Annotated in this window: 19 protein-coding genes, 1 tRNA gene and 1 pseudogene; 9 read left to right on the forward strand and 12 right to left on the reverse strand. The window is 41.7% G+C overall.

Going from position 1 to position 21,391, the window contains the following annotated elements; translation table 11 throughout:
• Window positions 1-23: 23 nt before the first annotated feature.
• From FTT73_RS13030 to gatC, 5 genes are all read right to left on the reverse strand, one after another.
• Complete coding sequence (locus FTT73_RS13030) at window positions 24-629, reverse strand: hypothetical protein (RefSeq protein WP_180077130.1); 606 nt, start codon at window positions 627-629, stop codon at window positions 24-26.
• A 193-nt stretch (window positions 630-822) separates the two neighbouring features.
• A complete protein-coding gene (locus FTT73_RS13035) occupies window positions 823-1,815 on the reverse strand; it encodes a hypothetical protein (protein WP_180077132.1) in 993 nt (330 codons plus the stop codon).
• Window positions 1,816-1,878: 63 nt separating this feature from the next.
• On the reverse strand, window positions 1,879-3,360 hold the full coding sequence (gatB, locus tag FTT73_RS13040) for an Asp-tRNA(Asn)/Glu-tRNA(Gln) amidotransferase subunit GatB (RefSeq protein ID WP_180191541.1): 1,482 nt from the start codon (window positions 3,358-3,360) through the stop codon (window positions 1,879-1,881).
• Entirely contained in the window at window positions 3,360-4,838 is a 1,479-nt protein-coding gene (gatA, locus tag FTT73_RS13045) for an Asp-tRNA(Asn)/Glu-tRNA(Gln) amidotransferase subunit GatA (RefSeq protein WP_180191542.1), read from the reverse strand. The genes gatB and gatA overlap by 1 nt, the downstream gene beginning before the upstream one ends.
• Window positions 4,839-4,890: 52 nt before the next feature.
• The gene (gene gatC, locus FTT73_RS13050; RefSeq protein WP_005096170.1) at window positions 4,891-5,205 is read right to left on the reverse strand and encodes an Asp-tRNA(Asn)/Glu-tRNA(Gln) amidotransferase subunit GatC; all 315 of its coding nucleotides are present in this window, start codon (window positions 5,203-5,205) and stop codon (window positions 4,891-4,893) included.
• A 132-nt stretch (window positions 5,206-5,337) separates the two neighbouring features.
• Here gatC and FTT73_RS13055 point away from each other — a divergent pair, with 132 nt between their 5' ends.
• The 6 genes from FTT73_RS13055 to FTT73_RS13080 all read left to right on the forward strand — a co-directional run bounded on the left by FTT73_RS13055 (window position 5,338) and on the right by FTT73_RS13080 (window position 10,092).
• Window positions 5,338-6,384, forward strand: coding sequence for a rod shape-determining protein (locus tag FTT73_RS13055; protein WP_004279360.1), 1,047 nt, complete (start codon window positions 5,338-5,340; stop codon window positions 6,382-6,384).
• A gap of 16 nt (window positions 6,385-6,400) precedes the next feature.
• Window positions 6,401-7,258 (forward strand): rod shape-determining protein MreC, encoded by an 858-nt coding sequence (gene mreC, locus FTT73_RS13060; RefSeq protein ID WP_005096172.1) that lies wholly within the window; start codon window positions 6,401-6,403, stop codon window positions 7,256-7,258.
• Window positions 7,245-7,736 carry a rod shape-determining protein MreD gene (mreD, locus tag FTT73_RS13065; RefSeq protein WP_005096176.1) on the forward strand — a complete coding sequence of 164 codons (492 nt, stop codon included), beginning with the start codon at window positions 7,245-7,247 and terminating at the stop codon, window positions 7,734-7,736. Before mreC ends, mreD begins: the two co-directional genes overlap by 14 nt.
• Window positions 7,724-8,290 (forward strand): Maf-like protein, encoded by a 567-nt coding sequence (locus FTT73_RS13070; protein WP_005172102.1) that lies wholly within the window; start codon window positions 7,724-7,726, stop codon window positions 8,288-8,290. The genes mreD and FTT73_RS13070 overlap by 13 nt, the downstream gene beginning before the upstream one ends.
• Before the next feature lie 41 nt (window positions 8,291-8,331).
• Window positions 8,332-9,786: a ribonuclease G gene (gene rng, locus FTT73_RS13075; protein WP_005096179.1), complete on the forward strand. Its 1,455-nt coding sequence runs from the start codon at window positions 8,332-8,334 to the stop codon at window positions 9,784-9,786.
• Between the two features lie 132 nt (window positions 9,787-9,918).
• A complete protein-coding gene (locus tag FTT73_RS13080; RefSeq protein ID WP_005096185.1) occupies window positions 9,919-10,092 on the forward strand; it encodes a PA1571 family protein in 174 nt (57 codons plus the stop codon).
• Between the two features lie 207 nt (window positions 10,093-10,299).
• Here the strand turns inward: FTT73_RS13080 and FTT73_RS13085 are convergent, their stop codons facing one another.
• Entirely contained in the window at window positions 10,300-11,682 is a 1,383-nt protein-coding gene (locus tag FTT73_RS13085; protein ID WP_180077137.1) for a wax ester/triacylglycerol synthase family O-acyltransferase, read from the reverse strand.
• A 465-nt stretch (window positions 11,683-12,147) separates the two neighbouring features.
• Entirely contained in the window at window positions 12,148-12,882 is a 735-nt protein-coding gene (locus FTT73_RS13090; RefSeq protein WP_004646224.1) for a phosphoadenylyl-sulfate reductase, read from the reverse strand.
• 204 nt (window positions 12,883-13,086) lie between these two features.
• Here FTT73_RS13090 and thrH point away from each other — a divergent pair, with 204 nt between their 5' ends.
• Window positions 13,087-13,704 carry a bifunctional phosphoserine phosphatase/homoserine phosphotransferase ThrH gene (thrH, locus tag FTT73_RS13095; protein WP_180077139.1) on the forward strand — a complete coding sequence of 206 codons (618 nt, stop codon included), beginning with the start codon at window positions 13,087-13,089 and terminating at the stop codon, window positions 13,702-13,704.
• Between the two features lie 60 nt (window positions 13,705-13,764).
• On the opposite strand, the gene FTT73_RS13100 is transcribed toward thrH, so the two are convergent.
• Both FTT73_RS13100 and FTT73_RS13105 read right to left on the reverse strand, forming a co-directional pair.
• Window positions 13,765-14,934 (reverse strand): OmpP1/FadL family transporter, encoded by a 1,170-nt coding sequence (locus FTT73_RS13100; RefSeq protein ID WP_180077141.1) that lies wholly within the window; start codon window positions 14,932-14,934, stop codon window positions 13,765-13,767.
• 314 nt (window positions 14,935-15,248) lie between these two features.
• Window positions 15,249-16,514, reverse strand: a complete 1,266-nt coding sequence (locus FTT73_RS13105) for an OmpP1/FadL family transporter (protein WP_180191543.1) — start codon at window positions 16,512-16,514, stop codon at window positions 15,249-15,251.
• Between the two features lie 781 nt (window positions 16,515-17,295).
• Between FTT73_RS13105 and FTT73_RS13110 the strand changes: the two genes are divergently transcribed.
• A complete protein-coding gene (locus tag FTT73_RS13110; RefSeq protein WP_180077145.1) occupies window positions 17,296-17,754 on the forward strand; it encodes a DUF2147 domain-containing protein in 459 nt (152 codons plus the stop codon).
• Between the two features lie 66 nt (window positions 17,755-17,820).
• Here the strand turns inward: FTT73_RS13110 and FTT73_RS13115 are convergent.
• Window positions 17,821-17,896 (reverse strand) — tRNA-Arg (locus FTT73_RS13115).
• Window positions 17,897-17,988: 92 nt separating this feature from the next.
• On the reverse strand, window positions 17,989-19,344 hold the full coding sequence (locus FTT73_RS13120; RefSeq protein ID WP_005172091.1) for an amino acid permease: 1,356 nt from the start codon (window positions 19,342-19,344) through the stop codon (window positions 17,989-17,991).
• Between the two features lie 333 nt (window positions 19,345-19,677).
• Here FTT73_RS13120 and prpF point away from each other — a divergent pair, with 333 nt between their 5' ends.
• Entirely contained in the window at window positions 19,678-20,868 is a 1,191-nt protein-coding gene (prpF, locus tag FTT73_RS13125) for a 2-methylaconitate cis-trans isomerase PrpF (protein ID WP_180041179.1), read from the forward strand.
• A 412-nt stretch (window positions 20,869-21,280) separates the two neighbouring features.
• Here the strand turns inward: prpF and FTT73_RS13130 are convergent.
• A pseudogene (locus FTT73_RS13130) lies at window positions 21,281-21,391 on the reverse strand (IS701 family transposase); the annotation flags it as partial.

The raw sequence follows: 21,391 nt of genomic DNA on the forward strand, positions 1-21,391 counted from the left end.
GAGAGGGCTGGGGTGAGGGCAAACTACAACAAAGCAGGATAAAACCTCTCAAACTCTTTATTCACAGCTTCCCCACGCAACAAATAGCCTTTGGGCTGTATATAGCTATAAATTTCCCGAGCTGGCTGTTCATGCCAACCAATGTTAAAAGCGCAGAGTTTTGGGAAAAATTGTAAATGGCTGTAGTTGAGATTATTGTGAATCCAATAAGCAAGCTGTTGCCAATTGGCTTGGTCTTTTTCATACAGTTCTAAAAACGAGGGAATCACAATACACGCCGTTGCACCATAGCCTTTTGTATCGGGATAGTCCCAGATATGGCTAGCGAAGTTTTTCTCATTACTTGCGCAGTTATGTCCCTTTTCGTTGCCGAGTTGATTCACGCTTGGCGAGCGGTATGCAGAACGAATAGCGATACGCTCGAACTTTGCTTGCAGTGGTTCGAGCAGTTGTTGACAGAGTTCTGTGCCTGTACGGATGGCAATGTCAGGATGGTCGGGGAAGTTGGGTACACCGTACCAATTGGCGATTTCGCTATAGAGGAAATCACGCATAAAGAAGGACTTTGACAGTTGGATGCGCCCTAAGTCTTCGAGTTTGGCGATAGAGGATACTTTTTTGATGGTCATGTTGTTTTGGGTGTGAAGAGTTTGGATTGATTGTATTCTTAAACTTTTGAAAATTAAATAATAACCCTCTCCTTTAAAAAGGAGAGGGAACCACGCGTATTAAATTGAATAAGAGACAAAGTCTCCCTTTTTAAAGGTAAGAAGCGACGCTTCGCAAGGAGAAGGATTAGTAAAATTTGATACATCATAAAATTTATTTTTTGATCTTTTTAAATGAGGATATGATTTTTTGAAATTTATTTTTGTAATAGACATAAGTCATGTGTTTTTTGCTCCCTTTATCAAAAGAAGTATTAATATTTAAAGGATTATAATCATTTTTAAAATGTAGAAATTTTTCTCTCTTTTGATTTAATTTTTCCTGAAAATCAATAATTTGAAAACTTTTTATTGCTAATGCTCTGGATTCTATACCGATATTTAACTCTTGCTCTAACTTTTCTCGATCTAATTTTTCTGCTGATTCTATTTTAAAGTTTTCAATTTGAATCCAAGTGTATTCTTTCTTAATATAAATTGAATGTAATTTGTCTTTTAGATCATAAAAATTAAGAATATAGGCTGTATTTAATGGGACTGTTGTTTCATTAAATTCTAGTCTTTCAGGTTTTAAAAGACGGCTATAAAACCTATAAAACTCATTGTGCGGTTTTAGTTTTTTAACTTTATAAATCCCTTCCGAGGTGTGCAAATGTATTTGGTATTTGTTAGTGAGTTTACTTGAGCGTAAGGAGTAAGCATTTATACCTGATGAATAGAAATAAGCTTCGTTAAATTCTTCGTAATAGTATTCATATCCCTTAATGATAATAGGGTCTTCTTTGGTTGCTTGCTTTAAATGAATATAGGTGTTTGATCCAATTTTTACATATACATCAAATATTATTATTGGCTTATCTTTTCGATTTATTAAAGTTAAATCTATAAATGATGTATCAAAACTATCTTCAGGTTTTCCAAAAAAATGAGTTGTAGATAGATTACCTAATATTGAAAGTCCTTCTTTTCTATGAAAGTTTTCAATTGCAAAAAGACCACCAATTGCACCAAATATATAGGCAATATATTGATACTTTTTTTCAAAAAAATAAATCAGATCAAAATTATACTTTGAAAGTTGATAGATAAAAAAAGAGAAGAAAAAAATACTGATAAACCAAAAAATATATCTTAAAGATTTATACATTGTAATTTTTCCAAAAAATTAAGGGGCTTTGATAGCCCCTTAATTGTATTGAAGATTTATGTGTTAACCAATCAATTTCTTCATCAATTCATTCACTTGCGCAGGGTTGGCTTTACCTTTTGCGGCTTTCATCACTTGACCAACAAGACCGTTGAAAGCTTTCTCTTTACCAGATTTAAACTCTTCAACCATCTTCTCGTTGGCAGCAAGTACGTCTTTAATAATTGCTTCAATCGCGCCTGTATCAGTTTCCTGTTTCAAGCCTTTTTCCGCAATAATCTCGTCCGCAGTTTTGCCTTCGTCCCATATAAAGCCGAACACTTGTTTCGCGATCTTACCGTTAATCGTATTGTCTACAATACGTGCAATCATGCCACCAAGTTTTTCTGCAGATACAGGAGAATCTGCCAATTCTAAACCAGCTTTGTTTAAAGCCCCTGAGAATTCGCCCATCACCCAGTTTGCCGCAATCTTACCTTGTGCAGCGCAACCAGCAGCCTTAACGACTTCTTCATAAAACTCTGACATTTCACGAGTAAGCGTTAGAACGTGAGCATCGTACTCAGTCACGCCAAAGTCCGCCACAAAACGCGCACGACGTGCCGCAGGCAGCTCAGGCATGGTGGCTTTGATTGCTTCGATTTGTTCATCCGCAATCACCACAGGTAACAAGTCAGGGTCAGGGAAGTAACGGTAATCGTTGGCTTCTTCTTTTGAACGCATTGAACGCGTTTCCATCTTCACAGGATCGAATAAACGCGTTTCCTGATCAATGGTGCCGTCCCATTCCAGAATTTCCATTTGACGTTCAATTTCAACATTGATCGCTTGTTCAATAAAACGGAATGAGTTCAGGTTTTTCAATTCGCAACGCGTACCGAAGGGTTGACCCGGACGACGTAAAGACACGTTACAGTCACAACGGAACGAACCTTCTGCCATGTTGCCGTCAGAAATGCCTAACCAGCGCACCAGCGTATGAATCGCTTTAATATAAGCAACCGCTTCTTCAACCGAACGCATATCTGGTTCAGAAACAATTTCAAGCAGCGGCGTACCGGCACGGTTCAAGTCAATGCCTGACATACCTTCGAACTGGTCATGAATCGATTTACCTGCATCTTCCTCAAGGTGCGCACGGGTTACGCCAATCCGTTTAACCGTGCCATCTTCAAGCTGGATGTCGATATGACCCAAGCCCACAATCGGGTTGTCCATCTGGCTGATCTGATAGCCTTTTGGAGAGTCCGGATAGAAGTAGTTTTTACGCGCAAATACAGACGCCTGATCGATGTAAGCATCGATGCCCAAACCAAAGCGAATCGCAAGATCAACCACTTCTTTGTTTAATACCGGTAATACGCCCGGCATAGCCAAATCAACCAGGCTGGCTTGCGTGTTTGGATCATTACCGAAAACAGTCGATGAACCTGAAAAAATTTTGGTATTGGTGGCAAGCTGAGTGTGAATCTCGATACCAATAACGACTTCCCAACCATCAATCAGGTTGGATTTTGGTTTAGCCGATTTTTGAGCTTGAGCCATTATGCGTTCTCCTCAGCAATTGCAGCGCGTTTTGTATGCCAATCGGTGGCCTGTTGATACTGGTGTACCACAGACAACAATTGAGATTCTGACCAGTAATTCCCAATCAACTGTAAGCCAACTGGCAAGTTGTTCTGGTCAAAACCAACAGGCGCATTAATCGCAGGAAGACCTGCCAGGTTCACTGCAAGTGTATAAATATCGCCTAGGTACATTTCAACCGGAGTCAAATCCGCACCAATTTTATAGGCAGTCGTTGGCGCAGATGGCGCAGCAATCACATCGACAGATTCAAAGGCTTTAAGGAAATCTTGCTGGATCAGGCGACGTACTTTTTGTGCTTTCACATAATATGCATCGTAGTAACCCGCGGATAACGCATATGTGCCAATCAGGATACGACGTTGCACTTCTGCACCAAAACCTTCTGAACGTGAACGTTTGTACAAGTCCATCAAGTCCACTGGATTTTCACAGCGGTAGCCATAACGCACACCGTCAAAGCGTTGTAAGTTAGAGGATGCTTCAGCAGGTGCGATCAGGTAGTAAGTCGGAACGTAGCTTTCGGTCATGTTGAGGTCGATCTCAACTAGCGTAGCGCCCATGTCTTCTAACTTTTTCAATGATTCTTCGACACGTGCTTTAACATCTTCAGCTAGGCCGGCAACATTAAAGTACTGTTTTGGAATACCAATGCGTAAACCTTTGACGGATGTATCATTCAGGTTCGCCACATAGTTATCAACCACTTGATTCATTGACGTTGAATCTTTGGCATCATGACCGGCCATCACGTTCATCAGGTAGGCACAGTCTTCCGCTGAGCGTGCCATCGGGCCGCCTTGGTCGAGGGATGATGCATAGGCAATCATACCGAAGCGCGACACACGGCCATAGGTCGGTTTAAGTCCAGTCAGGCCACAGAATGACGCAGGTTGACGAATAGAGCCACCGGTGTCAGTACCGGTAGCGAAGGGTGCCAGATCCGCTGCAACAGCTGCTGCTGAACCACCTGAAGAACCGCCAGGAACATGGTTTAAATTCCAAGGGTTAGCCGTTGCGCCGTAATATGAGTTTTCAGAGGTCGAACCCATGGCGAATTCGTCCATGTTCACTTTACCCAAAGTCACCAGGCCCGCAGCTTTGCCTTTCGCGACAACGGTGGCGTCATAAGGAGAGATAAAATTGTCCAGTATTTTAGAACCGGCAGTGGTTTTGATGCCTTGAGTACAGAAAATGTCTTTATGCGCGATTGGTACGCCTGTTAACACATTTGCACCACCTGCCTTACGCAGTGTGTCAGCCGCATCAGCTTCTGCCAATGCCAATTCAGGCGTAACGGTTACATATGATTTTACTTGAGCATCAATTTTTGCAATACGCTTTAAGTAATGTTCAGTCAATTCGCGAGATGAAAACTGGGCATTTGCCAGACCTTCACTGAGTTCACGAATGGATAAGCGATGTAAATCTGTCATGAGAAATAATTCTTTACGTTTAATTTAATAAAAAGAATGAACTGGGTAGTAATTACTCAATCACGCGCGGTACGAGGTATAGACCATCCTGAACAGCAGGTGCAACTGCTTGGTATTGCTCGCGATGATTGCTTTCTGAGACCACATCTTCACGTAGTGGCTGAGGATGGTCGAAAGGGCTCTTCAGCGGTTCAATTCCGTCGGTATTGATGCCTTTCAATGTGTCCATCATGCCTAAAATCTTATTTAAACTTTGAGCATATTCAGCAGATTGCGTATCATTGAGAGATAACCTTGCAAGGTGGGCAATGGCTGAAACTGTTTCTGCACTTAAATCTGCAGAATGCTGTGCATCCGATGTAGACATAATATTACCTAATCAGTATTAAAAAAATTCAAATTATCATGCGTTATGATAAGCGATTGACTTGTCCAAATCATCACATTTAGTTAAAGTTGCCACCTTGCGTCCATATAAAGTTTAATTGAGAACGTCCCCGTGATTCTAAAACGACTAATAGGCTTGTTTTCGCCAGATCTTGCCATTGATTTAGGTACTGCAAATACACTTATTTATGCGCCAGGACGAGGCATTATATTAAATGAACCCACGGTTGTAGCCATCCGTCATAGTGGTTCACATAAAATTGTTGCCGCTGTAGGTCTTGAAGCGAAACAAATGCTAGGTCGTACCCCAGCCAATATCTCAGCAATCCGCCCCATGAAAGATGGGGTGATTGCGGATTTTGAAGTCACTGAAACCATGCTGAATCAGTTCATTCGCAAAGTACATGAAAACCGTCTGTTTACTCCGGCACCGCGTGTGGTGGTGTGTGTACCATGTAAATCGACGCTGGTTGAACGTCGTGCTATTCGTGAAGCGGTATTTAATGCTGGTGCACGTGATGTCCGTTTAATCGAAGAACCGATGGCAGCGGCCATTGGTGCAGGTATGCCAGTTGAGCAGGCCTGTGGTTCAATGGTGGTCGATGTCGGTGGTGGTACCACTGAAATTGCGATCATTTCCCTGCAGGGTTGTGTCTATGCAGATTCTTTACGGATTGGCGGTGATGTCTTTGATGAGCAGATCATTAACTATGTGCGTAAGGCGCATGGCTGTGTGATTGGTGAAACCACGGCAGAAGTGATCAAAAAAGAAGTGGGCATGGCCTTGCCAGATGAAGGTGCTAAACCGCTTGAAATTGAAGTTCGTGGCCGTAATCTTGCAGAAGGTGTACCACGTGCGATTGTGGTTAACTCAGACGAAGTGACTCAAGCCATTTCAGATCCTTTGCAAAACATTGTGTCTGCGGTGAAATCAGCACTAGAACACACACCTCCTGAGCTTTCTTCGGATATTGCTGAACGCGGTATCGTGTTAACCGGTGGTGGTGCATTGCTGCGTAATCTAGACAAGCTGCTGGCCAAAGAAACCGGCCTGCCGGTTGTGGTGGCAGAAGATCCACTCTCATGTGTAACCCGTGGTGGTGGCAAGGTACTCGAATTTTTCGACAATCCAAATCATGACATGTTATTCGTAGGCTAAGAAAAGGATTCGGCGGGTGCAAGCACATCTGTTTTCTCGACAACCGCCATCTTTTCGCTCTTTTATCATTGCATTGGTAACATGCTTGGTGGTGCTTTTCTTTGATTGGCGCATGCCACATGTTGTACAACCTGCAAGGGATGTCCTGTACGCGGCCTATAATCCTATTTATGCTGTGGCCAGTTATCCGGTATTGTCGCGAGAGTGGTTGAATCAACAAACCAAGTCTGAAGTTCAGTTGCGTCGGGAAAATACCGCGATGCAGGCTGAGTTGTTGCAGGCGCAAGTTCGCTTACAAAAAATCTCTGAACTTTCTGCTGAAAATACCCGTTTGCGCGGTCTGCTCGATACACCACTGATCATTGACGGGCGTATTGAAATTGCGGAAGTGATTGGCACCGATGCCGATCCTTTAAGACATATCATTGTGATCAACCGGGGTTCAAATAACGAGCTGAAAGTCGGGCAAACGGTACTGGATGACAAGGGGATTATGGGACAGATTATTAATGTCTATCCGCATAGTAGCCGGGTCATGCTGTTGTCTGATAAAGAACATTCATTGTCAGTGCGTCTGGAACATACCGGAATGCGTGCCATTGTCTCGGGGACGGGTGATCTGGGACGTTTGAAAATGGAATATGTACCGACCAGTGCCAATATCAAGGTCGGGGAAAAAGTCTATAGTTCCGGCTTGGGCCAACATTTTCCGGCAGGTTATCTGGTGGGGCAGGTGTCCAAAGTACAACGACATAATTCAGGTGAATTTGCCCAGATTGATGTAACGCCAGCCGCGCAGCTGGCCGGTGGTCATCATGTGGTGGTGTTATTTTCCGATTCATTGGCGATGGAGCAACCGCATGTCAATCGCTAAGATGAAATCCAGAAAGCATCGTGATCCCTTATTTGCCATCGTCATTTCGGTGATCGTGGCTTCGATTTTGATGGTCTATCCACTTTCTTATACCCTCTCGGGCTGGCGTCCGCTGTTCATGCTGATGGTGATGCTATTCTGGGTGTTGTGTCAGCCGACCTGGTGTGGGATCTGGTTTGCCTTTGGTACCGGTATTTTTATTGATTTGCTGCTGGACGCACCTTTAGGTCTGAATGCCCTCAGCTTTATTATTATTGCCTTTTTAGCCCGATTCCTGACTCGTGAACGCCGTATCCTGACCTTTAATAATCTCTGGGTGATTACGGGGCTGGCAATTGTTGCACATTTGCTGATGATCTTTTTTGCCCAGATTGTGGCAGGCGTGCAATTTTCTTTTGCCAGGCACTGGATTCCAATGCTGACCAGTATTCTGGTGTGGCCTGTCCTCTATTATATGTTGAAAAAATGGCGCATATAATTCTCGCTTCCAGCTCACCTCGGCGTCGTGAGTTATTACAGCAGCTCGGACTGAGCTTTGATATCTACAGTCCGGATATCGATGAATCTGTGCGTGAAGGTGAATCCGTCGCGGCTTATGTTGAACGTCTGGCACGAGCCAAGGCTGATGCAGTGGCCGAGCGTTATCCAGATGCAATCATCATTGCTGCGGATACCAGTCTGGGGGTCGATAGTGAGATTTTGGGTAAACCAGAATCCAAGCAACATGCCATTGAAATGTGGACAAAAATCTCCGGTCGGTGGCATGATGTCTATAGCGGTGTCTGTGTTCGTACAAAAGATGAAAAATACAGTATAGTGGTACGTACGCAGGTCGAATTTCAAATCCTGAGTGCCGCAGACATGGAAAGTTACTGGGACACAGGTGAGCCGCTGGGGAAAGCCGGGGCTTATGCGATTCAAGGAATTGCAGCACGTTATATTCCAAAAATACAAGGCAGCTATTCCAATGTGGTCGGCTTGCCGCTCTATGAAACCGTACAGTTATTACAGACAGTTAAGGCACTAAATTAACTGCTGATAAAAAGAATTTTTATAATGTTTTGAGTGTAATTATGTCTGACGAGTTATTGATTAACGTCACGCCGATGGAATGTCGGGTCGCGTTGATTGAAAACGGCACGGTCAATGAACTGTTTGTCGAGCGTACGGCCAAGCGTGGCTTGGTCGGTAATGTCTATAAAGGCAAAGTGGTACGGGTCTTGCCGGGTATGCAGGCTGCGTTTGTGGATATTGGTCTGTCCAGAACGGCATTTTTGCATATCAATGATATGGTCTGGCCGCGCCAGCAGCCCACCCCAAATGTCTTTGAACTGCTTCAGCCCGGTCAAATCCTCACGGTTCAGGTGATGAAAGATATGCTGGGTACCAAAGGTGCCCGTCTTTCCACGGATTTGTCTATTCCTTCGCGTTATCTGGTGCTGATGCCTTATGGCAATCATATTGGGGTGTCGCAGCGAATTGAATCTGAGGAAGAGCGCAATCGTTTGCGTTCGATTATTGAGCGGATTCAGGCCGAGCATAAGCTGCCAGGCTCAGTGATTGTACGTACCGCTGCTGAAGGTATTGAAGAAGCAGCCATTGCCCAAGATATGGCTTATCTGGCCAAGCTTTGGGAATATATCCAGCGTAAGCAGAAGATTATTGCAGTTCCCTCGCTGATCTTTGAAGAATTGCCTTTACCACAACGGATCATTCGTGATCTGGCCAATGAAGAAACTGCAAAAATCTACGTCGATTCACGTGAAATTCATGCCAAGCTGCAAGAGTTTGTCGAAGAATTCGTGCCGAATATGCGAGACCGCTTACTGCACTACCCGGGCGAGCGTCCAATTTTTGACTTATATAATGTTGAAGAAGATCTGCAAAAGGCGCTGCAAACTCGTGTTGCGTTGAAGTCGGGCGGTTATCTGATGATTGATCAGACCGAAGCGATGGCCACCATTGACGTCAATACCGGCTCTTATGTGGGTGGTCGCTCACTGGAAGACACTGTTTTTAAAACCAATATGGAAGCGACTCAGGTCATTGCACGTCAGTTGCGTCTGCGTAATCTGGGTGGAATTATCATCATTGATTTCATTGATATGCAGGAAGCGCAGCATCGTGAAGAAGTGATGAAACAGTTTGAGCGCATGTTGGAACGTGACCATGCTAAAACCAAGATTACTCAGGTATCTGAACTGGGTCTGGTGGAAATGACCCGAAAACGCACCCGTGAGTCACTGGAACATTTACTCTGTGAATCCTGTCCGACTTGTCAGGGACGTGGTTATGTCAAAACAGCCGAGTCAGTATGTTACGAAATATTCAGAGAAATTCTGCGTTATGCACGTGCTTATGAGTCGCAGAGTGGCTTTACTGTTGTCGCGCATCCCGCTGTAATTGATCGTTTACTAACAGTAGAGGCCCCAGCAGTCGCTGATCTAGAGCATTTCATTAATCGCGTGATTAAGTTCCAAGTAGAAAATCTGTATACGCAAGAGCAATACGATATCATTCTCAGCTGAAATTGTAACAGAATATCGTTAAACACTTGTTACATCTGAAATTTTACATTGGTGCTGTTATTTACAATACTAGATGCATGAATTAGCCAAAGCCGTTTCTCCCAGTTTCAGGCTTAGCAAAAGGAGTGTGTTATGAATATGAGTAAAGCAGTAATTAATAAAGGCCTAAAACACGTATTAGAACCAAAGACTGTACATGCAGGATATATCGTCGATGAGCGCGGTAATGAAGTCCAGATTACCGCCAGCATGATTCGTAATGCCTGCCATCAATTATTACAACAGTGTCGTACCATCAAAAGCTAATGCTACCGATACAGAATCTTGTGCAGATTGAAATAAATTCTAGGCAATCAAAAATGGATGCATCATCCCAAAAATATAAAATAAATTTAAAACGATATTAAAAAATAAAACCAAGGGGCTCTATGAGCCCCTTAATTATGTGCGCTAGGACTGGCAAAAATGATCAGCATCTTTGGCAGTCCATCTATCTTATTTATTCATCCGCGGCTAGCTTACCGCCCGTAACTTTGGGACAGGTTCGCCATCTACAATAAGTTCAAAACGTTGAATTTCTTCTTCCAGATGCGTCAGCAAGTTCTGCATTTTCGGCAGGGCATTACGACATGCGGTCAAGCCGACTTCCAGTTTGTCTAGATAGCTGGTCATGGTGATATTCAAGGCCTGACCATCCAATACGATGGAAGCCGGATAAAGTGCTTCAAGACGTGCACCATTCCAATACAATGATTCTTGTGGCCCAGGCACATTGGAAATAATCACATTAAATGCCTGGCGCGTTGGCATTAAACCGGATGCAATGTTCAGACCGGCTGCACCATAGACAAAGGCACTATAATTTAAAATCTGATTGGCATTCATGCGTTTAAAACGTTCCTTGGCACTCAGTACACTACCACGTACAATTTTGAGACGTTCCAGAGGATCTTCTTTATGGGTGCCCAGATTGGCCAGAATCATGGTAATGCGATTGGAAACATCCGAATCATCACTTCGAACCGAGGCCGGAACCATGGCAATTAATGGTTTTTTCGGTAAAGCATGTTGTGATAGTAAATATTCACGTAGTGCACCTGAACAGATGGCCAGTACCATGTCATTAATCGTGACGCCCAAGGCTTTAGAAATATGCCGTAAACGTGAAAATTCAAAGGATTGTGCCGCAAAACGACGCGAAGCACTGACACGTTGGTTCAGAATACAACTTGGTGCCTGAAAACTGGACACATAATCCGGATTGCGCCCCATATCCTTCATGACGGTCTGAGACAGCTCATAAGCGACGCGTGGTGCGCATTCCAGTTGGCCTTTAATGGTTTGCAGGACATTTTTAAAAGCATTGACCTTAGGTGCTTTAAGGCGTTTGGCGCGTGGCCCTTCAACACACCACGGTGGCACAATACTTTTGGCATTCGGATCATGCGACAGCGATTTTTCGACCAGACGCATGCCGGCGATTCCGTCCACCATCGCATGATGGATTTTGAAATACATGGCAAAACGATTACCTTCAATCCCTTCAATAATATGACAGGTCCATAAAGGCTTGGCACGATCAATCAGCGCACTATGTTCTTGTGAAATATAAGTGAGCAATTCACGGATACGGCCCGGTTTCGGCAGGGCAATATGACGAAAATGGTGATCTAAATCAAATTCTTGGTCTTCATCCCAAAACAGGCCATTTAAATAATTATTAAAAGGTGGAATCGGCGATGATTTGGAGTTTTGAATATCCGTGACGAGATCCTGAATAAAGGAAGCTGGTGCATTTTCGGGAATTTGGAATAAAAATAGCCCACCTACATGCATAGGCTGCTGCCGTTTCTCTAAAGTTAAGAAAATAAAATCAATTGGATGTAATGGACGCATAGCGTGGATTGCCTCACTGCATTCTCTATGGCTTTTTTACTAAAAAGCCTTGTTAGAATTATTACTTTAGTTTTTAAAGTATATCTTTTTTAACATATAAATGAACTGCTTTATCTTGCCTCAACTGTGAAAAAGTGGCTATTGACAAGAACAAAATGTCTTCCTAAGTTTATGAAATGTGAAAATTTTAGTTTTAAAATAGTTTTCTAAAAATAGTATTTACTAGGCGAAGTGGAGTGTAACTTAATAATTATGTGTTATTAGAAGAATAGCATTGTGTTCCATTTCACATTTTATGCAAATAAATCAATGAGCTAAAATTTTATCAATTCTTTAATTAAAATAATATTATCCCGATAAAAGGTAATTTCTATCTTGTCACTAAATGTAAAATTATCAATTAAAAAAGACTATCTTTATTAAAAAAAATAGTCTTTCAATCAATAGGAGCGATAAAACTTAACTTTATTTTTTTAGATTGCCAGCATGCAGACCACATTCTTTATGCGTGGCTTCTTCCCACCACCAGCGGCCTTCACGTTCATGCTGATTCGGCAGGACAGGGCGGGTACAGGGTTCACAGCCGATTGAAACAAAACCTTTTTCATGCAGCGCATTATAAGGCACTTCCATCATGCGGATATAACTCCAGACATCTGCACTGGACCAGTTGGCCAGAGGATTGTATTTGATCAGCTGCTTACCCGGACCGGAAAAACCTGGATCTGCCTGAACCACAGGAATTTCATTACGGGTACCCGGGCTTTGGTCTTTACGCTGACCGGTAATCCAGCCATCCAGCGTGGCCAGTTTTTTACGCAGTGGTTGAACCTTGCGTATACCGCAACATTCCTGATGGCCATCTTCAAAGAAACTGAATAAACCTTTTGTCGTCACTAGATTTTGCACGTCTGCAGTTTCGGGGAAGCAGATTTCAATCTCGATATTATAATGCTTACGCACCCGTTCAATAAACTGATACGTCTCTGCATGTAGACGGCCAGTGTCCAGACTGAATACCCGGAACGGTTTACCGAGATGCGACGCCATATCAATCAATACAACATCTTCAGCACCAGAAAATGAAATCGCAATTTCACCTTGCTGGCTCAGTGCAAGTGCCAAAATTTCATTGGGCGATTTATCAGCATATTCAGATGCAAGCGCATCAATACGATCAATAGTAGGAATGATGGTCATGAGAGTCCTGGCGATATAGGCTTGGAAAGGACATAGCCTATATTAATTAATTTCACATCTATTTTAATAGAATTGATTTAGTTGACTTATCACTAAAAAATAAATACTTATGAAAAAAATAGATTTAAAAAAGTACAGTGCAAAATCTGTTTCTTCAGCTATGATAGTGCAAAATTTTTTCAATACAACTTAGAGGGAATGTTCATGGAAGTCGTATGTCTAGATTTAGAAGGCGTGTTGGTTCCAGAAATCTGGATTAACTTTGCCAAAAAAACCGGTATTAAAGAGCTTGAAGCGACGACTCGTGACATTCCTGACTATGATGTACTGATGACCCAACGTCTGAATATTTTAAAACAGCACGGTTTGGGCTTGAACGATATTCAGGAAGTGATTGCAGAAATGGGGCCTTTCCCAGGAGCAAAAGAATTTGTGAAATGGGTGAGTACGCATTTTCAATTGATTATTCTTTCAGATACTTTCTATGAATTTGCACATCCACTCATGAAGCAACTGGATTGGCCGACGATTTTCTGTCATAAACTGGAAACAGATGAAGCAGGTATGATCTCGGCTTATAAACTTCGTCAGCCAGATCAGAAACGTCAAGCTGTTAAAGCACTGCATGGTTTGAACTTCCGTGTGATTGCGGCAGGGGATTCTTATAACGATACGACAATGCTGGCTGAAGCAGATCATGGTTTCCTGTTTGATGCACCTGAGAATGTCATTGCAGAATTCCCGCAATTCCCGCCAATTAATGGTTATGACGCGTTAAAAGAAGCCATTCGTAATGCTTCAGTGCGTGATATTCCAGCTTAAAGAATCAAAGTAAATAAAAAAGGCGCTATAAGCGCCTTTTTTATTTAATCTATGAATTAATTAGAAGCGATAACCGATCTTCATGCCATAACCCATTGCATGATTGTCTTCAAATTCTCCAACTGGATTTCCACCAGTTTGTGCAGTTGCATCACCTAGCCAAAAATATTTCACACCTGCCTGGATGAAATAGTTTTCAGCAGGGCTATATTGCGCGCCTAAACCTACATTCCAGTAGCCTTCAGTTGGACCTAGGGTTGTTACAGGGTTACCGGCTCCTGAGTCATAACCTACAGAAGCTGAACCTGACCATTTATTAGTAAATTTACGACCTAAACCTACTGTTGCAGACCATTGGTCATCAGAGTAGTCGATCAGATTCTGCTTTTTACCACGTAAACCTGAAGCATTTGCTAATAAAGATGGTGTAACAGCAAATTGATCCCAATGCACCCAACGAATATTTGCAAATGCTAAAGTATTTTTTGCAATGCCTGTTTGGAAGTCTAAATTAACAGATTGAGGTGTCGTTGCATTAACACTTGATGTAAGTGCTTTTAATGATGGAACAGGAAGCTCAGTGCTTTCTTTGGATTTTGCATTATGTTCAATTTCAGAACGATAAGTTACAGCGGCTTTTAAAGCAATTTCAGGAATCTGATAAGCAAAACCTGCTAACCAGCCATATGCTTCTTCCTGCTCGATCTTAATATTGTAACCACTTAAAGTTAAAGGGGGTGCACCATATGCATTACCACGTAACTTAATGTCAGCTTCTACAGTTTGCCATACTGGACCAGCATAAAAATTCCAGTTTTCTGTAGGTTGATAACCAATTAAAGCGGTTATATTATGAGTATCTACTTCAACTGAAGTGCCTTCTATTCCATTACCAAATGAACCGGCAATTGAAGAATATTTTGCATCAGCACCAAAAGGTTGATCGTAAATCAAACCAAGTGAAATTTTATCAGTTGCTTGAACTTTGATTGCTGCGGAAGGAAAGTAATAGTCTTCCCCCATATCACTGATTTTTTCGCCCTGTAAACCTGCTACTGTAGAAGAGCCTTTAACAGTTGGATCAAGAACAGAAATACCTGCTTCAGCATAGTTACCCGGCTGTAAAAAAGCAGAAATAGATTGACCAGAACGGTCTAAGCCAGCTGCTTGAACTGCAGAAAGAGGTAAAGTGCTAAGTAAAATAGCAGAATAAATTTTATTGAGCTTCATGGTACGTTCCCTGATGCCATCTGTAACAAAAATGTGCTGGAAAAGTAACATAAATTTAAAAAGAGTAAATACTCAACTCTGTTGAAGAAATGAACTAAGGCGGTTAAACAAAAGGATTGCTTAGAGTTTTTATACTAATTTTATTAATTCAAGTGCATGAAAAATATAAATTTTAAATAATTAAAAATAGTGTAAAAGAACTAAAATTTTATTAATTTTAATCGATGCTAAAATAAGCGATTGATATACGATTGTATAAAAGTAGAGTAAAAACAAAAAAACCACCCGGAAGTGGTTTTTTATTTTAGGAGAACTTAGAAGCGGTAACCCATTTTTAAGCCATAACCTAAAGCGTGGTTATCTTCAAAGTTACCTACATTTGGATTAGCAACTGTTAAAGATTGAGCATCACCTAGCCAGAAGTACTTCACACCGCCAGCAATAAAGTAGTTAGGCGCTGGGCTAAATTGTAAACCAAGGCCTACATTCCAGTAACCTTCTGTTGGGCCAAGTGTAGTTACAGGATTACCAGCACCTGAGTCCCAACCTACAGAAACATTACCTGCCCATTTATCGTTAAACTTACGACCTACCCCTGCGGTAGCTGACCATTGTTCTTCATTATATTCAACTAAATTACCACCAATAAGAGCTGGAGAAGTACCAGGAATACCAGAAGCTCCTAAGGTATCAAGAAGTTGTCCAAAATCATGAGGACGAATTGCAAAGTCAGACCAGTCTACCCAACGGACATTTAAGAATGCGACTGTATCAGCCATGATACCTGACTGAAGATCAAGGTTAACAGACTGGGGAGTAGTTACATCAGTTTTACCAGTAGTAGGGGTGCCACCTAACATACCTGTTACAGCACCAACTGGATTTCCACCTAGAGTTTCTGTAGAAGTTAATTGATGCTCAATTTCCGAACGATAAGTTAAAGATGCTTTAAGAGCAATTTCTGGAATTTGATAAGCTAAACCTGCAATCCAACCAATTTCAGAGTCTTTTTTCATGTTGGCATCATAAACCATGCCTGGGAACGTGGCGAGGGGGACACCACCTAAAGCACTATAAGCTGTTCCTCTTAAATGTACTTCACCTTGAGCTTCTTGATAAACTGGGCCAGCATAAAAATTCCAGTTTTCATTTGGTTGGAAACCCAATAAGAAGGTTAAGTTCTCTGTTTTAACTTCTGCTGAAGTACCTTCACCTAAATAAGAAAATGCTGTGAGACCAGCATTAGGTGCTGAATACTCTGCCTCAGCACCAAAAGGGCGATCATACAGAAGACCAAAAGAAAAATTATCAGTAACTTGGAATTTTAATGCTGCGGATGGAAAGTAGTAGTCACTAGCCATATCACCTGTAGCTTGATTAGCACCTGGTCCTAATAATGGTGAATTGGACGTTGTACCAGAAACTGATGGATCTAAAACAGAGATACCTGCTTCAAAGTAATTACCCGGTTGTAAAAACGCTGCGATAGATTGTCCCGAACGATCCATTGCAGCAGCAAATGCACCCGTCATTGGTACAGTTGCGAGAATCATTGCAGTAGTTAATGTTTTTAATTTCATTTACGTCTTTCCTTGAGGTACAAATTTATATCTAGCGTTGTTGTTTGCACTTATTTGATTTTTTGGAGATAACGGTTAATAAACCGTAATCATTTGTTACTCCATGTGCCAAAAATACCACAATTAAAATAAGAGTAAATGCTCTAGACTAAAAATAAAGCATAAAAAAGCAGCTAAATAGAGTAAAAATACTAATTAATCATGAAAAACGCATACTTAATTATATATTTTACTTTTATTATCAATAATTTATTTATTTAAGAGAAAAATGAAAAAAATATGTAGATCTTTAATAATTCATTGAATATTTTGTTAAATACATCACATAGTCACTTTTTTATGTCCAAGATGAAATTTCTACTCTAAGCCTTATAGGGGGAACTATTGGAATTTTATCTGAAGACCTCCTAGGCTTTTGTACCTTATTTCATAAAATTCTTTTATTGGCTCTTAGTTTTGCTCTGACTACCAATCGCAATTTATTCCGCTCTAAGAGATATTTGATCTTTCCTTGCGAATATCCGTCTATCTTTATTATTGCTTCTGATCGTGGCTAGAGTAGCCATGATCCTTGTTTATTTTTCTGTTATTGAGCTCAAGGTGATAGAGAAAACTTTATAAAAATAAATTTCATCAGTTAAGAAAATACTTAAGCTGAGTAAGATGTATGTGCTTAAAAATTATAATATTACTGTGATTAGTGAACTAAAATAATTATAATCTGCCGCGATTTTGCACGAATGTGCCTCTGTTTTTTTGTTGAGTTATAAATATCTTGCTTATGAATATTAAATTTTTGGGTGCTATTACATTACTGTTTGGACTGGTCACTCCTGTAGCTGCTATGCCATTTGATCCATTAATTGGCTCATGGAAAGTCATTGATGATCGTACAGGTTATTATATTTCTGAAATTGTGATTCGTAAGAACTCTAAGACACAGCAATATAGTGCGGTGGTTACCAAAAATCGCCCAGTTCCCGGTGTGGCGAATCCGGATGTTTGTGGAAAATGCCGCGGTATGCTGAAGAACCAACCCATCTTTGGTATGGAAGTACTCAAGGGAATGGTGGCAGATTCTCATCATACTCAATTTAATCAAGGGCAATGGTTGAATATTCAAGATGGTCGTAGCTATGTGATTGAAGCGCGATTGAATGAATCTAAAGATCAAATGAAGGTTTTTGGCAAAGCTAAAGATTCAGATACGACCAGTGCAATGACCTGGAAGAAGTTTTAGTTATTTCATTGAGTAATTTAAAAGATAGCCCACTGCCAGAGTAGGTTACGGGAAAGTTTAAAAAGATGGTGCGCCCTGCGGGACTCGAACCCACGTCGGTCGCTTAGGAGGCAACTGCTCTATCCAGTTAAGCTAAGGGCGCAAAAAGAAGGATTAATGTACTGCAAACTTAATTGAAAAAAAAGTTATTGCCGCAGCAATAACTTTTTAAGAATATATACTTATATAAACCGATTAAGTATTTTTAGGCTTAAGCAACTTAAACAGAACGAACATGACCACAATCCAAACCGGAATCATTAAAATAGATTCCTGAAAACCCTGAGTCCACATGATGTAGAGAATCGTAATAATGAAACCTAAGACCAGAATATTGCCTGCTGGAGACCATAGTGCTGGGAATGAGGTCTTTTGGCCGAGCTTCTTCATGCTCTGAATGAATTTGAGATGGGTCAGCGTAATCATGGCCCAGTTCAACACTAACGCACCGACCACAATATAAATCAAGTGGCTTAATGCATCTTCAGGAACAAAGTAGTTAAGTAATACACAACCGAAAATCAGCGCGGCAGAAAACAATACCGCAGGAATCGGAGTACCTTGTTTATTCACTTGCATGAAGACTTTAGGTGCATTTCCTTGCTGAGCCAGACCATAGAGCATACGGCTATTGGCATACATACCGCTGTTATAGACAGACAGTGCAGCCGTTAAAATAATAAAGTTCAGTAAGTGTGCTGCCCAGCCAATGCCCAGTTGACTGAAAATCATTACAAATGGACTTTTATCCAGACCACCAAGCTCAAGCTGATTCCAGGGCACCAGTGATAACAAAATCGTCAATGCACCCACATAGAAAATCAGGATACGGAACACCACCTGATTAATCGCTTTCGGAATGGTCTTCTCTGGATTTTCAGCTTCTGCTGCTGCCATACCGATCAGTTCAATCCCACCGAAGGCAAACATCAGGAAGGCCAGCATGAAGAACAGACCTTCAAAGCCATTCGGGAAGAAACCACCTGCAGTCCATAAATTACTGAAAGACGCAGTCGAGGAAGCATCTGCAGTCAAGATCAGATATAAACCGAAGACAATCATCGAGATAACTGCAGTCACTTTAATGATTGAAAGCCAAAATTCTGATTCACCGTAGAATTTCACATTGCCGAGGTTGACCAGGGTAATCACGATAAAGAAAAACAGTACCGATGCCCAAGCTGGAATAAAAGGCCACCAATAGTTAATATATTTCGCAACGGCAGTAAGTTCGGTCATGGCCACCAGGATATATAAAATCCAGTAGTTCCAGCCCGCAAGGAAACCGGGGAACTTGCCCCAGTATTTATAAGCAAAATGGCTGAATGAACCTGCGACAGGTTCATGAACAATCATCTCACCCAATTGACGCATGATTAAAAATGCAATCAAGCCACCAATGGCATAGCCCAAAATAATAGAAGGACCCGCAGATTGGATCACCTGTGCGGAACCTAAGAATAAGCCTGTGCCAATTGCACCGCCCATGGCGATCAACTGAATATGACGGTTCTTTAAGCCACGCTGAAGTTGTGAAGACTCGTTATTCAAAGTGTTCAGCCCGACAATGGAAAAAATAAGTATAAAGATTGTAATGGAACAAAGTTCAGAAACCTAGTGCAAGACTTTGAATGAAATATTATTATCAGATTTATAATAAAAAATTATAAAAATAAATTAAATAAAAGATAACTGAATCAATATATTAATTTTATTGACATTGTAACTGATGAGTTTCCTGTTTTTTTGCTCTGATACGAATGCTGATTTTTTATACTTAGGTCGGAGCACTGAACTTCCTTGGCTTTAAAGCGATTATACTCTTCTCATAAGTATTCCATAACTTTTACCAAAACAAAGACAAGCCAAAGGATGAAACAATTCATGAGTTTTGCAGCCCAAATCAAGATTCCTGCAACCTATATGCGTGGAGGTACCAGTAAAGGCGTTTTTTTTAAGCTGGATGATTTGCCCGCAGAAGCACAACAGGCCGGCCGGATTCGTGATCAGCTTCTGCTGCGCGTGATTGGTAGCCCAGATCCTTATGCTAAACAGATCGATGGTATGGGCGGCGCCAGTTCAAGTACCAGCAAGACCGTGATTCTGTCAAAAAGCCAGCAGGCCGATCATGATGTTGATTATTTATTTGGTCAGGTGGCAATTGACCGTCCTTTTGTGGACTGGAGTGGTAATTGCGGTAATCTCACCGCAGCAGTGGGAGCTTTTGCCATTTCTAATGATCTGATTGATAGATCACGTATTCCGGAAAATGGGCTGTGTACAGTCCGCATCTGGCAGGCCAATATTCAAAAAACCATTATTGCGCATGTACCAATGCGAAATGGTCAAGTTCAGGAGTTGGGCGATTTTGAACTGGATGGTGTGACTTTTCCGGCAGCCGAAGTACAGATCGAGTTTTTAGATCCTGCCGATGATGATGGCGAAGGCGGTTCGATGTTTCCGACAGGTAATCTGGTCGATACGCTGGAAGTTCCCAATATTGGCAGTTTTGAAGTCACCATGATTAATGCCGGCATTCCCACCGTGTTTTTGAATGCGGGAGATTTGGGTTATAACGGCACCGAGCTTCAGGATCATATGAATAATGATGCGGCAGCGCTGGCAAAGTTTGAAACCATTCGTGCTTATGCTGCGAAGCAGATGGGATTGATTCAGGACATTAGCGAAGCAGCTAACCGTCAGCACACCCCAAAAATCGCTTTTGTAGCGCCATCCAAAACTTATACCTCATCAAGTGGCAAGGTGGTTGCCGAAGCAGATGCCGATATTCTGGTTCGTGCCTTGTCTATGGGGAAACTGCATCATGCCATGATGGGCACAGCTGCGGTGGCAATTGGTACGGCGGCAGCCATTCCGGGGACTCTGGTGAATCGGGTGGCAGGCGGTGTAGAGCGTGAAGCCGTGCGTTTTGGCCATCCTTCGGGGACTTTAAGAGTAGGCGCACAAGCAAGTCAGGAAAATGGAGAGTGGAAAGTGAAAAAAGCCATCATGAGTCGCAGTGCACGTGTGTTGATGGAAGGTTGGGTACGCGTTCCTGAAGATGTTTTGCTCTAGTTTGATTTGCCGACCCATTATTTAGCCTGAGAAAATTACTGTTGTGACCATTACTGGCCAAAATTTTGACTCAGCTATCGTTGGCATGGTAGGAAGTAATAAAAGCTATCAGAGAATACGTTTAAATATCTAAACTTGTTTATATTTAGAGGTAGATATTGTCCAGCCTCATCTTTCCTTTAAAAGTTTAAATGGATTTGTGCAGGTGAAATCCTACTTTGGAAAGACCCAAGGTAGGCAAAGGTCTCTTATTGCCCATACACGACGTCCTGTGGTGATGGGCAATGTGTGGCATCTCTGCCACAGGCACTTGATAAATCCAAGCACTTCAACTCTGGGACAGTAGCGCTGTCGCGGCAGTGGTTTTTTAGTGGAGGAACATATTTTGATATCTATTAGGACTTACGCACTATTATTTATAGATTCTCTGTGGTAGCAGATGATTTTTATCGAGAATAAAGTCATCAATGAAGTTTTTGATAACTGGTCTAAATAATTTCTTCTGCCAACGATATACATTTTC

This window comes from Acinetobacter sp. YH01006 (assembly GCF_013420445.1).
In the GTDB taxonomy this organism is placed as follows: domain Bacteria; phylum Pseudomonadota; class Gammaproteobacteria; order Pseudomonadales; family Moraxellaceae; genus Acinetobacter; species Acinetobacter pseudolwoffii.

What these genes read in the sequence shown, in the direction of transcription:
- thrH (WP_180077139.1), top strand. Translation starts at nt 13,087, where the DNA reads ATGGAAGTCGTATGTCTAGATTTAGAAGGCGTGTTGGTTCCAGAAATC.
- FTT73_RS13100 (WP_180077141.1), bottom strand. Translation starts at nt 14,934, where the DNA reads ATGAAGCTCAATAAAATTTATTCTGCTATTTTACTTAGCACTTTACCT.
- FTT73_RS13110 (WP_180077145.1), top strand. Translation starts at nt 17,296, where the DNA reads ATGAATATTAAATTTTTGGGTGCTATTACATTACTGTTTGGACTGGTC.
- FTT73_RS13070 (WP_005172102.1), top strand. Translation starts at nt 7,724, where the DNA reads ATGGCGCATATAATTCTCGCTTCCAGCTCACCTCGGCGTCGTGAGTTA.
- FTT73_RS13080 (WP_005096185.1), top strand. Translation starts at nt 9,919, where the DNA reads ATGAATATGAGTAAAGCAGTAATTAATAAAGGCCTAAAACACGTATTA.
- FTT73_RS13035 (WP_180077132.1), bottom strand. Translation starts at nt 1,815, where the DNA reads ATGTATAAATCTTTAAGATATATTTTTTGGTTTATCAGTATTTTTTTC.
- gatC (WP_005096170.1), bottom strand. Translation starts at nt 5,205, where the DNA reads ATGTCTACATCGGATGCACAGCATTCTGCAGATTTAAGTGCAGAAACA.
- FTT73_RS13085 (WP_180077137.1), bottom strand. Translation starts at nt 11,682, where the DNA reads ATGCGTCCATTACATCCAATTGATTTTATTTTCTTAACTTTAGAGAAA.
- gatB (WP_180191541.1), bottom strand. Translation starts at nt 3,360, where the DNA reads ATGGCTCAAGCTCAAAAATCGGCTAAACCAAAATCCAACCTGATTGAT.
- rng (WP_005096179.1), top strand. Translation starts at nt 8,332, where the DNA reads ATGTCTGACGAGTTATTGATTAACGTCACGCCGATGGAATGTCGGGTC.
- gatA (WP_180191542.1), bottom strand. Translation starts at nt 4,838, where the DNA reads ATGACAGATTTACATCGCTTATCCATTCGTGAACTCAGTGAAGGTCTG.
- FTT73_RS13030 (WP_180077130.1), bottom strand. Translation starts at nt 629, where the DNA reads ATGACCATCAAAAAAGTATCCTCTATCGCCAAACTCGAAGACTTAGGG.
- prpF (WP_180041179.1), top strand. Translation starts at nt 19,678, where the DNA reads ATGAGTTTTGCAGCCCAAATCAAGATTCCTGCAACCTATATGCGTGGA.
- mreD (WP_005096176.1), top strand. Translation starts at nt 7,245, where the DNA reads ATGTCAATCGCTAAGATGAAATCCAGAAAGCATCGTGATCCCTTATTT.
- FTT73_RS13090 (WP_004646224.1), bottom strand. Translation starts at nt 12,882, where the DNA reads ATGACCATCATTCCTACTATTGATCGTATTGATGCGCTTGCATCTGAA.
- FTT73_RS13105 (WP_180191543.1), bottom strand. Translation starts at nt 16,514, where the DNA reads ATGAAATTAAAAACATTAACTACTGCAATGATTCTCGCAACTGTACCA.